This is a genomic window from Paenibacillus sp. E194, from assembly GCF_000935845.1.
In the GTDB taxonomy this organism is placed as follows: Bacteria; Bacillota; Bacilli; order Paenibacillales; family Paenibacillaceae; genus Paenibacillus_B; species Paenibacillus_B alvei_B.
The window spans coordinates 18,741-30,421 of sequence record NZ_JMDX01000054.1 but is presented as its reverse complement, the minus strand read 5'-3'; the positions used below and the strand labels follow the sequence as shown (position 1 = coordinate 30,421).

Here is an 11,681-nt window from a genome sequence, read left to right as displayed (position 1 = left end):
GCAGTTGCACAATGGCTTGATGCAACACCATGGGAAGTGGGCGAAGTCATCCATCCTCATCCTTCATTAAGCGAGATTATGGGCGAGGCAATGCTTGCTGTTGATGGTCATGCGTTGAATCTATAAGGGGATGAGAATAGTCTGACGTTTTCTTTTGGGGATGTTCAGAGTATAATAGTTTTTAGACTCTAGTCTTAGTACCTGGTATTAGATAACTGACCACTGTTCATTGACTTGTGTGCAGGAGAGTGCGATGCTGCTCCCTGCAACGGTCAAAGAACGGATAATGCGATAATAAAGGAGGATGACTCCATGACACCAGATATGACGACTCGTCAGCAGACGAGACATGAAGAGCTTGGCCTAACCCATAAGCAGGCACAGGAAATGTACCGCATGATGCTTCTTGCACGCATGTACGATGAACGTGCGCTGCTGCTGCAGCGTGCCGGTAAAATCAACTTCCATGTATCGGGCATTGGCCAAGAAGCTGCGCAAATTGGCGCGGCTTTTGCGCTCGATCATCAGAAAGATTATTTCCTGCCTTATTACCGAGATTATGGATTTGTCATGTCGGTTGGTATGACCGTGCGTGAACTAATGCTCGCCTTGTTCGGCAAAGCGGGCGATCCGAACAGCGGTGGGCGCCAAATGCCAGGTCATTTCGGCTGCAAGCGGCTGCGTATCGTAACAGGTTCTAGTCCAGTAACGACACAGGTTCCACATGCGGTAGGCATAGCTCTGGCAGCGAAGATGCGCAATGAAGATTCTGTGTCATTTGTGACGCTTGGAGAAGGTTCCAGCAATCAGGGAGATTTCCATGAGGGCTGCAACTTCGCAGGAGTTCATAAGCTGCCAACAATCATTATGGTAGAGAACAATCAATATGCCATCTCTGTTCCGATTGCGAAGCAAATTGCTGGTCGCGTATGTGATCGAGCTTTGGGTTATGGCTTCCCAGGGGTTCAGGTTGACGGCTGTGATGTGTTAGAAGTGTACCGGGTTATGAAGGAAGCGCGTGAACGTGCTGTCCGAGGTGAGGGGCCTACGTTGGTTGAAGCAGTCATGTACCGCTTGTCTCCCCATTCAACTGCGGATAATGACATGGTATATCGTACGAAGGAAGAAGTGGAGGAGCACCGGAATAAGGATGGTCTTCCTCGATTCAAGTCCTATCTGATTGAATGCGGCATCTGGTCTGAAGATGAAGATGCTGCTCTGCGCGCTGAACTGAAAGCTGTGCTCGATGACGCAACCGCATTTGGCGAACAGGCGCCGTTCCCGCAAGGGGAAGAAGCACTGAAGCATGTCTACGCGGAGGAGGGTCAGGGAACATGGCAGTAATAGAGTATATTGACGCAATTCGACTTGCAATGAAGGAAGAGATGGAGCGAGACAGTAATGTATTCGTGCTCGGTGAAGATGTCGGCGTCAAAGGTGGCGTCTTCACAACAACCAAGGGGCTGTATGAACAATTTGGCGAAGCTAGATCGTTAGATACCCCGCTTGCAGAGTCGGCCATTGCCGGCGTTGCAATTGGAGCCGCAATGGTAGGAATGAAGCCAATTGCTGAGATGCAGTATTCGGACTTCATGTTCCCAGCAACGAACCAAATCATTAGTGAGGCTGCTAAGATTAGATATCGTTCAAACAATGACTGGACCTGTCCACTTGTGATACGTGCACCAATTGGCGGCGGTGTTGCAGGGGGGTTGTACCATTCACAATGCCCGGAATCTGTATTCTTCGGAACACCAGGGCTAAAGATAGTTGCACCTGCAACGGCATACGATGCCAAGGGCCTGCTGAAGGCAGCAGTTCGTGATCCTGATCCGGTTATCTTCTTCGAGAATAAGAAGTGCTACCGAATGATTTCGGGAGAGGTTCCAGTTGAGGACTACGTAGTACCGATTGGTCAAGCGAATGTAGTTCGCGAAGGAACGGATATAACAGTTATTGCTTACAGTTTGCCAGTCCATTATGCATTGCAAGCTGCAGAAGAATTGGCGAAGGAAGGCATCAGCGCACATGTACTGGACTTGCGTACAATTCAACCGCTTGATCGAACAGCGATACTTGAAGCTGTCTCTAAGACCGGCAAAGTGCTGATTATTCATGAGGACAACAAGACTGGCGGCGTCGGGGCAGAGGTAGCGGCAATCATTGCAGAAGAGCTGCTCTATGATCTCGATGCGCCGATTCAACGTCTGTGCGGACCGGATGTGCCTGCAATGCCTTATAGTCCTCCGATGGAGAAATTCTTCATGCTGAATAAGGACAAAGTGAAGGAAGCGATGCGCCAATTGGCGATCTTCTAATCGAATGGCAGACGGTATGAAGGAGGAGAGAGACATGGCACAGCCTATGACGGAACTTCTCTTTCGACCGTACAGAACGGGAGTGTGAAACGATGTCTTCAAATCAGGGAACAGAAGTATTGATGCCGCAGTTGGCAGAATCCCTCGTACAGGCGACTATCGGCAAGTGGCTGAAACGTCCAGGGGAGGCCTTTGATGCGTATGAACCGATTTGTGAAGTGATTACAGATAAGGTCGTAGCTGAATTGCCAGCAACAGAAGCAGGCATTATGCAGGAAATTGTGGCGCATGAAGGCGAAACCGTTGCGGTAGGCGCGGTAATCTGCCGTGTTCAGTCACAAGCTGCTGCATCAGTGCCATCGTCAGCTGCAGGTGCCTCTGAGCAGAATCAGGGCCATTCAGCGGACGCTCCAGTAAATCAAACGGGGCAGACAGGGCAGGATATGCGAAATCGGTATTCACCCGCCGTGCAGCGACTTGCGCAGGAGCACGGAATTGATTTGCAGCGAGTGGCTGGTTCTGGATTGGGCGGCCGCATTACACGCAAAGATGTAATGGCTACAATTGAAGCTGGTGGAGAAACCGTAGTAACGCCATCAAGTGCTGCTACAGTTGGCAATGCACCAGTCTCGTCGTCTGGTATAGGAATAGCTGATGGAGCAAGTGCAGCCCCGCAATCAAGTGCGGTGCAGCATGCAAGCGGGCATGTGCGCAACACTGGACTTCATCTTACAGAGACGCCGCGTATTCCTTCGATTGAAGTAGAAGGAAGAACACAAGCTGGCAATGGAGAGACCTTTATCGATGTCACACCGATTCGGCATACAATCGCAACGCGTATGCGCCAGAGCGTCTCTGAAATTCCGCATGCTTGGACGACAATTGAAGTCGATGTTACGAATCTTGTACAGCTTCGCAATAAGATTAAGGATGAATTCAAGCGCAAGGAAGGCATTAACCTGACTTATTTGGCATTCGTGCTGAAGGCGATCGTCAATGCGATCAAGGACTATCCAATTATGAACTCGGTGTGGGCTGTCGATAAGATTATCGTGAAGCGTGACATTAACTTGTCTTTGGCTGTAGGTACAGAAGATTCTGTATTAACACCTGTCATTAAGAAGGCTGATCAGAAGAACATTGCGGGGTTGGCACGAGAGATTGATGAGCTGGCACGGAAGACAAGAGAGGGAACATTGTCTCCGAATGATATGCAGGGTGGGACATTTACCGTTAATAATACGGGGTCGTTCGGCTCCATCCTATCTTATCCGATCATTAATTATCCGCAGGCTGCAATTCTTACCTTTGAATCGATCGTGAAGAAGCCTGTTGTGATTAATGACATGATTGCCGTCCGCTCGATAGCGAATATGTGTCTGTCGTTGGATCACCGCATATTAGATGGCGTAATTTGCGGTAGATTTTTACAACGCGTGAAAGAAAATCTCGAAAGCTTCTCATTGGACACGAAAGTGTATTAAAATAGAATCAGCACGAATCGACGGAAGAAAGCGTGATGACAATGAATAATGAATGGAACAAAGCGGATAAGGTTCTTCGTGTAACCCATATGGGGCGTGTCGAATATGGCGCAGCATGGGATATGCAGAAGGAACTCGTTCATGCCATTGATGATGGGACGAGAGAAGATACGCTGCTGCTGCTAGAGCATCCTCCTACGTATACAATCGGTTCACAGCGCCATCCGGAGCATTTGCTGCTAAGCAAGGAAGAACTGGAGCGGCAAGGAATTGCACTGTATGAGATTGATCGTGGCGGGGATATTACATATCACGGTCCAGGACAGCTAGTTGGTTATCCGTTAGTGCTATTGGATGGGCCACAGCTTGACCTTCACGGGTATTTGCGATCATTGGAAGAAGCGATTATTCAATTTCTTGCGACATTTGGTGTAATCGGAAGCCGCAAGCCAGAGTATACCGGTGTGTGGGTTGGCAATGTTAAGATAGCTGCGATCGGTGTGAAATTCAATAAATGCAGACGACGTCGTGGCTTCGTAACCAGCCATGGCTTTGCACTCAATGTGAAGAGCGGCATCCAGCATGAAGGGTTCTCAGGCATTATTCCGTGTGGAATTAGCGAGTATGGGGTAACATCACTGGAGGATTGCACAGGTCAAACCTTCACGGTGGAGCAAGTAGGCCAATTGTTGCTGCCTCATTTTATTCATGTTTTCGGATTCGATGCGGCCAAGATTGACACTTCGATGTTGGTGTAGGAGGCTGCAAAAAGTTCAAGCCATGCGATTGCTCGCATGGCTTGTCCCGTAGCTGCTCTGCTTATGTGGTTGCAAGAAGAGATGCAGCTAGGTACCCCTAGCATGGATCAGCTTGAAGCACTAGCCATATATAAATGGCTCGACAATCACAAGCACGGTGGATGCGAGCATCGCGGCGAGCATGACATATATAATGATTTTAAACCATCGTTTGGATTGCATAAGAACAGAGAACTCCTTTCATCAATAAGATCATGAGTTATTCTCTATTGTACCTTAAATAAACGTTTGGAGGAAAGAGATATGGTTCAACAGGAAAGACTTGTAAAGCACTTTATGGAATTGGTTCAAATTGATAGCGAGACGAGAAACGAACGCGCGATCTGTGATGCGTTGAAACAGCAGTTCGAGGCACTTGGCCTCCAGGTAACGGAAGATGATACAACGTCTGCAACGGGACATGGAGCAGGCAACCTGATTGTGAACTGGCCAGCAACAGAAGGTCAAGAGAACGCAAAGCGTTTGTTCTTCACCTCCCATATGGATACTGTTACACCGGGCAATGGCATTAAGCCGCAGCTTGGCGAAGATGGATATATCCGCAGTGACGGTACGACGATTCTTGGATCAGACGACAAGGCAGGTCTTGCTGCTATGTTCGAAGCGATTCGACTCATTCAAGAATCGAATACACCACACGGTTCGATCCAGTTTATCATTACAGTAGGTGAGGAATCCGGCCTTGTAGGCGCTCGTGCAATGGACAGCAACTACTTACAGGCTGACTTCGGTTATGCGCTGGACTCAAATGGTGAGATTGGAGCTATTGCAGTTGCGGCTCCTACGCAAGCGAAGATTACAATGGAAGTGTTCGGTAAGTCTGCGCATGCTGGCGTGAATCCGGAAGATGGCATCAGTGCAATTCAAGTTGCCAGCAAAGCGATCTCCCGTATGCCGCTTGGACGCGTTGACCACGAAACGACTGCGAATATCGGCAAATTCGAAGGCGGTGGCGCGACGAACATTGTATGCGACTATGTGAAGCTGCATGCGGAAGCCCGCAGTATCGTACAGCATAAGGTTGAAGCTCAAGTGAAGGCAATGAAGGAAGCGCTCGAGAGTGCTGCAGAGGAATGTGGAGCAAAAGCCGAGTTCCATAGTGACATCGTGTACCCTGCATTCCAATTCACAGAGAAAGATGAAGTTGTTCAGCTCGCGAAGCGTGCTATTGAGAGTATTGGCGCAACGACGCGCTTGTTCCATTCTGGCGGCGGCAGTGATGCAAATATCTTCAACGGCATGGGTGTACCTACCGTTAACTTGGCAGTAGGATACTTGGACATCCATACGACGAAGGAGCGTATTCACGTATCCGACTTGGTGAAGACGAGTGAATTGGTAGTCGCGATTATTCAACAAGCTGCACAAGCATAATGCATGCAATAAACATGAAGCTTGCTCTTGGCTGATTATTGCAGGAAATGAATGAAATGATTATAATGCTCAGCACAGTTGTGCTGATAGGATAAGCCCTTGTTCGATACCATTCATGAACAAGGGCTTAATTGTTTTGAAACGGTTCTATTGTGCATAAGATGCAAGGGGATTAAGCATGGTAAGGACAAAAGGACAGAACAGCGGAAGCCGCCAAGAGGTAAGCTATTTGCTGGATAACTTCCGGGTGGCGGGTTGGCTGTCCAGTATCCGAGTCAGTGGGGTGTCTCCACCATGGCGCATCATGAGACGACGCAGTTCGACGATTACTTCTTGCTTCTTGCCTACTAACAGCATTTGCTGTGCTTGATATATGCGTTGCATCCATTCATCACTCCCGGATCGAATCGGACAAGCCGTAATGATATAATGGGTATGTTCAGCGGTACGGAAATATGTACATAAAAGGAGCACGAATATATGAATGAACAACGAGGTTCTGAACGGGCAAGCAACCCATTAGAAGAAGTTACGATCGAGACGAAGCCTATTTTTGACGGGAAGATCATTAAGCTTCAGGTAGATACGGTTACGCTGCCTAACGGTTCCACTGCAACAAGGGAGATTGTCCGTCATCCAGGAGCTGTTGCGGTATTAGCGATCAAAGAGGACAAAATGCTTGTTGTTGAACAGTATCGTAAACCTCTTGGCCGCAATCAGGTTGAGATTCCTGCAGGAAAGCTTGATCCGGGTGAAGAGCCAATCGTAGCTGCAATGCGTGAGCTTGCGGAGGAGACTGGGTATCTTGCAGATCAACTCATTCCATTAGGCTCCTTCTTTACATCGCCTGGTTTTGCGGATGAAATCATTCATTTGTACGTTGCAGATCAATTGATAGCCGGCGAAGCACATACGGACGAGGATGAATTTTTGGAAGTAGATGAGATGACGCTAGAGGAAGCTTTCGCTGCGATGCGCGCAGGGCGAATTAGCGATGCAAAGACTATCAATGCGATGTATGCATGGCAAATTTACAAACTAACAGGAAAGTGGCCGGTATAACCGAATGGAGAACGCAGCAAGAAGTGGACAGCATGAAGAGTTGCATACCATGTATGGAGACTTCCATATTCATATAGGCAGCACCTCGGAAGGACAGCCTGTGAAAATCAGCGCGAGCCGCAACTTGACCTTCGAGGCAATAGCACATGAAGCTTCCGAACACAAAGGGGTTCATCTGATTGGCATCATTGATGCGCATGCGCCGGGAGTACTGCGGGACATCGCAACGCTTCTAGATAAAGGCGAGATGGAGGAACTTCAGGATGGTGGTATCCGGTATAAGAATACCACGATATTTCTAGGAACTGAGCTCGAAATTCGTGAAGAGGAATATGGCATTGCACATGTGCTGTGCTATTTGCCGAGTATCCATGCGATGGAACGATTCTCGAATTGGCTGTCCCCTCATGTCACCAACATGAGTTTATCGTCCCAGCGTGTGTACTTGCCAGGGCGGGCACTGCAGGAAGAAACTGCGGCATATGGCGGATTGTTCGTGCCCGCGCATGTATTTACACCTTTTAAGAGCATATATGGGAACTGTGCAGACAGAATGGCAGATGTGCTCGATCTGGAGATTATAGATGCTGTGGAGTTGGGCTTAAGTGCTGATACGGAAATGGCGGGATGTATCTCTGAGTTGGATCGATTTACATTGCTGACGAATTCAGATGCACATTCACTAAGTAAAATTGCAAGGGAGTACAATGCACTTGCCATGGCTTCACCAACATTCAGGGAGTGGGCAATGGCCTTGCGTAGGGAAGGTGGACGCGGGGTTACAGCCAATTATGGTCTTAATCCGCGGCTTGGGAAGTATCATCGCACGTCTTGTGCGAAATGTGGCCACGTTGTAGACAGTACTGCTTCCATAGATACCACAGATACCGACCGGAATCAGGTACAGCCAAGATGTCCAGAATGTGGTTCGACGAAGTTCATCCGTGGTGTATCCGAGCGGATACGTTCTATCGCAGATCGCGAACAATCGGAGATTCCAGCTCATCGCCCGCCATATTGCATGCAGATTCCACTTGAATTCATCCCTGGTGTAGGGAAGCGAACACTCGCCAAGCTGCTGGAGCATTTCGGAACGGAGATGAACGTGCTGCACCATGCAACGGAGGAGGAGCTCAAGCAAGTCGTTGGACAAGCAACAGCAGAACTTATTGTGCTCGCTAGAAGCGGACAGCTGTCTCTACAAAGCGGCGGTGGAGGCACATACGGCAAAGTAATTACAGGAGAATAGTTCGAATCATAAAGGGACGAGCAGGAGCATAAGCTGGATGGACGAGGTATTCGTCGCTTCAACTTACTCGAAAGGGGCATCATCCATGAAGCCAATTGCTCACTCTTTTCGCTCTCAGCTCCATTTATATATTTTCGTGTCCGTTCTCTTCCTCGTCGGCGTTGTATTCGGTTCCTTGCTCGTGAATGCACTGACATTGGAACAACAGCAGGATATCGGGAATCATGTGAGTCAGTTTGTGTCCACAATGGGACAAGAGTCTGCTGCTTCTAATCAGGTGGGGAATAGTGGAGCGACGTTCTTGAACTCGACGATGTTCTATGTCAAATGGATTGCATTAATTGCGTTGCTTGGCATATCGATAATCGGATTTCCGCTTGTGCTTGCACTTGTATTTGCGAAGGGTGTGTTTATCGGGTTTTCGGTGGGGACACTCATCAGTCAGTATGCATGGAAAGGCGTATTATTCGCATTAGTCTCAGTCGCCCCGCATAATATTATTGCGATTCCTCTGCTGATGATTGCAAGCGTTGCGTCTATGGTATTTGCGATGCATATTCTGAAAAATCGATTGTTCGTTCCTAGGATGCAATCCTTGCGAGAGCCTCTGCAGCGCTTCATGACACTGCAATCTGTATCCTTAGTAGGAATGGCAGGAGTTGCAGCTGTTGCAACTTGGGTGTCACCTCTTCTAATGAGATGGGTAGTTCCAATATTGACAATGTGATCAAGAATAGACAACACCAAGAATATTGACTTTGTGCAATTCATTTGACACTGCTTGCGTTCTCCCCCTATAATATATAGAAGTGATACAAATGAAACGTGGATGGCAGGCAAGGGGGGAGACCATTGGAAGCGCGGATTGAGAAGATTAAGCAGCAACTTCAATCCCAAGGGTACAAGCTGACACCACAGCGCGAGGCAACCGTGCGCGTCCTGCTCGAGAATGAAGAAGATCATCTTAGTGCTGAGGACGTATTCATGCTCGTGAAAGAGAAAGCGCCTGAAATCGGTCTTGCCACCGTATATCGTACATTGGAACTGTTAAGTGAGCTGCATGTCGTGGAGAAGATGAACTTCGGCGACGGCGTTGCACGATATGATTTGCGCGGTGATACGAATAAGCACCATCATCACCATTTGATATGTGTCCAATGCGGCTCTATGCAAGAAATCCGTGAGGATTGGCTTGGGCCATTGGAAGAGCGCTTAGAGCGAGAATTTCAATTTACTGTCGTAGATCATCGTTTGGATTTCCAAGGCATTTGTAAGAATTGCCGGGAGAAGCAAGCAGAAGAGCAGGCGGAATAACCGCAAGCATTCAACAGGGAATTGGAATGGCGCTACGCTATGACAGCAGGTCGATAGCAGCGAATGAAGATGGATATGATGAGGAAGCCTCGGCAGGATTGCCGAGGCTTTATTGCTTGGGCAATTACATAATTGAAGATTACGTTGATAACTTTCTTCTTCGCTGCACTTGACGTTTGAGATAAATGGCAGAGGTACTTTTGGTGCGGATGGAGGAATGCCGAGGGACAACGGCTTGAGAATGACGGGTGGCGCGTTGACGACTGCTGCGGCGATTTACCAGCACCTTCGAACTGTGCTTGCGTCGGGAAGCGGCTGCAGCCTGAGTAGGGATGGCTGGAGTCGAATGCGCTGATTCGAGACCCTCGCTGGCTTCTACTTCTTGCTGAGCGGCAACAGAGAGTGAAGAGAAGGCGTGGTCTGCTTGAATAAGGCCAGATCCTTGTGAATGGCGAGAGTAGCCGTTCAGAGGCCTCGCAGTCTCCATGAGCAGCTTGCGAATAAGGGAAGGTTTTACCTTGCGGTTGTAAGCAAGCAGTAATGCAGCTGTACCTGATACATGTGGGGCAGCCATGGATGTTCCTGAATTTGTGACGAATCCTTTTTATTGCTTGTGGATACAATATCGCTGCCAGGCGCAGCAACATTAATGCCACGTCCGCGGCTGCTAAATGATGCAATGCGATTGTTTTTGTCAGTGGCGGCTACTGCGATGACTTCCGGGTAGCTGGCAGGCTGATCGATTTTGCCGCTGCTTCTTCCTGCATTTCCGGCTGAGGACACGATCACGATGCCATTGCGATGCGCCCGTTTGACCATAGAGCGTAGTGATGCACTGGCACCATTCAGTCCTAAGCTCATATTGATGACATCCATGTTATTGCGTATGCACCATTCCAACCCTTCCACAATATCTGACACATATCCGTCACCAGACTGATCCAGTACCTTTACAGCATACAGTTTGACCTCTGGGGCAACGCCATACTGCATACCACTTTTCCCAAGTGCAGCAACAATCCCTGCTACATGTGTTCCGTGGCCATTATCGTCTTTATAGGAACCTCCCTTGCGAATCGTGTTCACACCACCCGAAATATTGAGATCAGGATGAGCCGATACCCCTGTGTCGACTACGGCTACCTTTATGCTCTTCCCCTGGGATGATTTCCATACTTCTGGAGCCTGTATGCGCTTGACTCCCCACGGAATTTGCTTGCTGGAAGTAGGTTCTGCTGTAACAGAATTCAGGATCTGACTTGCAGGATAGTACGATAAGGGATAAATATGTGCCCTTACTCTCGCATCCGTTTCAATTCTGCGGACGCTGGGGTGCTTCTTCAATCGCTGCAAGGCATGATGGTTGCCGTCCATATGACAACACAGCATATTAGCTGAACCCACTTGTTTTACTGGGGTAATGCCAAATTTTTTGAGTTCGAGTATGCATGCATTGTAGCTTTTTTCGTCTTTTAAAATGATCATTTTACGTACAGCTTTGCGATGAGGACGGCTGCTGACAGCCGCCTTCAACATGCGTGATAAGGTGCGCATGCTTGCTAGCCCTCCAGTTCGATACGAATTTGTGCAGCTTCTTAGACAAGTGGAATGGAATGCCTTGTTGTATCGTATGAGACAGATATGGAACGGTGAAATGTTTTTAGCAGTGAATTTCAAAGGGAATACAGAGATGAACCGCATATCCGAATGCTTGGCATCATATGTTACAGGAGAGTTGAACTTGCCCAGCGAAAGGGGATGAGCAGTGTGATAGTGCCTTTGCGAGCTCTATTAAGACGAATCAAGTTTATGGCGTTATTCCTCATGATGACCTATGCGGTTGCTCATATTATGGGGGCCGTCAGTGATTGGATTTATCCGGTGGACAAGTACCGCGAGCCACATGGCAAGGCAGTTAAGGTCTTTCGCTGGGAGGATGGCTTGGATAGAGAACATATGACGTTCACAGAACGATTGCGGTTGTACTATTGGTTGGGCGAGTAGCGGACTGTTCGGACAAGGGAAGGGATTTACACTCGTGTTGTGGAATTATTGTAGAGCA

14 protein-coding genes are annotated in these 11,681 nt (G+C 48.5%); 10 read left to right on the top strand and 4 right to left on the bottom strand.

What is annotated here, in order from left to right; all coding sequences use genetic code 11:
• The first annotated feature begins 312 nt into the window (after positions 1-312).
• The 4 genes from AZ66_RS10100 (at position 313) to lipB (ending at position 4,560) form a co-directional block, all read left to right on the top strand.
• Positions 313-1,344 carry a thiamine pyrophosphate-dependent dehydrogenase E1 component subunit alpha gene (locus tag AZ66_RS10100; protein ID WP_021261753.1) on the top strand — a complete coding sequence of 344 codons (1,032 nt, stop codon included), beginning with the start codon at positions 313-315 and terminating at the stop codon, positions 1,342-1,344.
• The gene (locus AZ66_RS10095) at positions 1,335-2,318 is read left to right on the top strand and encodes an alpha-ketoacid dehydrogenase subunit beta (RefSeq protein WP_044354725.1); all 984 of its coding nucleotides are present in this window, start codon (positions 1,335-1,337) and stop codon (positions 2,316-2,318) included. The genes AZ66_RS10100 and AZ66_RS10095 overlap by 10 nt, the downstream gene beginning before the upstream one ends.
• A 92-nt stretch (positions 2,319-2,410) precedes the next feature.
• The gene (locus AZ66_RS10090; RefSeq protein ID WP_044354724.1) at positions 2,411-3,802 is read left to right on the top strand and encodes a dihydrolipoamide acetyltransferase family protein; all 1,392 of its coding nucleotides are present in this window, start codon (positions 2,411-2,413) and stop codon (positions 3,800-3,802) included.
• A gap of 41 nt (positions 3,803-3,843) precedes the next feature.
• On the top strand, positions 3,844-4,560 hold the full coding sequence (gene lipB / locus AZ66_RS10085) for a lipoyl(octanoyl) transferase LipB (protein ID WP_082061521.1): 717 nt from the start codon (positions 3,844-3,846) through the stop codon (positions 4,558-4,560).
• A gap of 120 nt (positions 4,561-4,680) precedes the next feature.
• On the opposite strand, the gene prli42 is transcribed toward lipB, so the two are convergent.
• Complete coding sequence (prli42, locus tag AZ66_RS31325; RefSeq protein ID WP_005546772.1) at positions 4,681-4,782, bottom strand: stressosome-associated protein Prli42; 102 nt, start codon at positions 4,780-4,782, stop codon at positions 4,681-4,683.
• A gap of 81 nt (positions 4,783-4,863) precedes the next feature.
• Between prli42 and AZ66_RS10075 the strand changes: the two genes are divergently transcribed.
• Positions 4,864-5,994, top strand: a complete 1,131-nt coding sequence (locus tag AZ66_RS10075) for a M20/M25/M40 family metallo-hydrolase (RefSeq protein WP_021261749.1) — start codon at positions 4,864-4,866, stop codon at positions 5,992-5,994.
• Between the two features lie 225 nt (positions 5,995-6,219).
• On the opposite strand, the gene AZ66_RS31320 is transcribed toward AZ66_RS10075, so the two are convergent.
• Positions 6,220-6,378 (bottom strand): hypothetical protein, encoded by a 159-nt coding sequence (locus AZ66_RS31320; RefSeq protein ID WP_156159940.1) that lies wholly within the window; start codon positions 6,376-6,378, stop codon positions 6,220-6,222.
• Positions 6,379-6,474: 96 nt separating this feature from the next.
• Here AZ66_RS31320 and AZ66_RS10070 point away from each other — a divergent pair, with 96 nt between their 5' ends.
• The 4 genes from AZ66_RS10070 to fur all read left to right on the top strand — a co-directional run bounded on the left by AZ66_RS10070 (position 6,475) and on the right by fur (position 9,619).
• A complete protein-coding gene (locus AZ66_RS10070; RefSeq protein WP_044354720.1) occupies positions 6,475-7,056 on the top strand; it encodes an NUDIX domain-containing protein in 582 nt (193 codons plus the stop codon).
• A gap of 4 nt (positions 7,057-7,060) precedes the next feature.
• Positions 7,061-8,305 (top strand): endonuclease Q family protein, encoded by a 1,245-nt coding sequence (locus AZ66_RS10065; RefSeq protein ID WP_044354719.1) that lies wholly within the window; start codon positions 7,061-7,063, stop codon positions 8,303-8,305.
• A gap of 85 nt (positions 8,306-8,390) precedes the next feature.
• The gene (gene spoIIM, locus AZ66_RS10060) at positions 8,391-9,032 is read left to right on the top strand and encodes a stage II sporulation protein M (RefSeq protein WP_036621077.1); all 642 of its coding nucleotides are present in this window, start codon (positions 8,391-8,393) and stop codon (positions 9,030-9,032) included.
• A gap of 125 nt (positions 9,033-9,157) precedes the next feature.
• Complete coding sequence (gene fur / locus AZ66_RS10055; protein WP_021261745.1) at positions 9,158-9,619, top strand: ferric iron uptake transcriptional regulator; 462 nt, start codon at positions 9,158-9,160, stop codon at positions 9,617-9,619.
• 139 nt (positions 9,620-9,758) lie between these two features.
• Here the strand turns inward: fur and AZ66_RS33530 are convergent, their stop codons facing one another.
• Entirely contained in the window at positions 9,759-10,193 is a 435-nt protein-coding gene (locus tag AZ66_RS33530; protein WP_331436895.1) for a S8 family serine peptidase, read from the bottom strand.
• Entirely contained in the window at positions 10,133-11,173 is a 1,041-nt protein-coding gene (locus AZ66_RS33525) for a S8 family peptidase (RefSeq protein WP_331436894.1), read from the bottom strand. The genes AZ66_RS33530 and AZ66_RS33525 overlap by 61 nt, the downstream gene beginning before the upstream one ends.
• Positions 11,174-11,386: 213 nt before the next feature.
• On the opposite strand from AZ66_RS33525, the gene AZ66_RS10040 reads away from it, so the two are divergent.
• Positions 11,387-11,623 carry a DUF4227 family protein gene (locus AZ66_RS10040; RefSeq protein WP_021261742.1) on the top strand — a complete coding sequence of 79 codons (237 nt, stop codon included), beginning with the start codon at positions 11,387-11,389 and terminating at the stop codon, positions 11,621-11,623.
• Positions 11,624-11,681: the final 58 nt, after the last annotated feature.

Bases quoted from the DNA above. Each gene is read 5' to 3' on its own strand.
- AZ66_RS33525 (WP_331436894.1), bottom strand. From the start codon at position 11,173: ATGCGCACCTTATCACGCATGTTGAAGGCGGCTGTCAGCAGCCGTCCT.
- AZ66_RS31320 (WP_156159940.1), bottom strand. From the start codon at position 6,378: ATGCAACGCATATATCAAGCACAGCAAATGCTGTTAGTAGGCAAGAAG.
- AZ66_RS10075 (WP_021261749.1), top strand. From the start codon at position 4,864: ATGGTTCAACAGGAAAGACTTGTAAAGCACTTTATGGAATTGGTTCAA.
- AZ66_RS10065 (WP_044354719.1), top strand. From the start codon at position 7,061: ATGGAGAACGCAGCAAGAAGTGGACAGCATGAAGAGTTGCATACCATG.
- AZ66_RS10095 (WP_044354725.1), top strand. From the start codon at position 1,335: ATGGCAGTAATAGAGTATATTGACGCAATTCGACTTGCAATGAAGGAA.
- AZ66_RS10090 (WP_044354724.1), top strand. From the start codon at position 2,411: ATGTCTTCAAATCAGGGAACAGAAGTATTGATGCCGCAGTTGGCAGAA.
- prli42 (WP_005546772.1), bottom strand. From the start codon at position 4,782: ATGCAATCCAAACGATGGTTTAAAATCATTATATATGTCATGCTCGCC.
- AZ66_RS10100 (WP_021261753.1), top strand. From the start codon at position 313: ATGACACCAGATATGACGACTCGTCAGCAGACGAGACATGAAGAGCTT.
- AZ66_RS10070 (WP_044354720.1), top strand. From the start codon at position 6,475: ATGAATGAACAACGAGGTTCTGAACGGGCAAGCAACCCATTAGAAGAA.
- spoIIM (WP_036621077.1), top strand. From the start codon at position 8,391: ATGAAGCCAATTGCTCACTCTTTTCGCTCTCAGCTCCATTTATATATT.
- lipB (WP_082061521.1), top strand. From the start codon at position 3,844: ATGAATAATGAATGGAACAAAGCGGATAAGGTTCTTCGTGTAACCCAT.
- AZ66_RS33530 (WP_331436895.1), bottom strand. From the start codon at position 10,193: ATGGCTGCCCCACATGTATCAGGTACAGCTGCATTACTGCTTGCTTAC.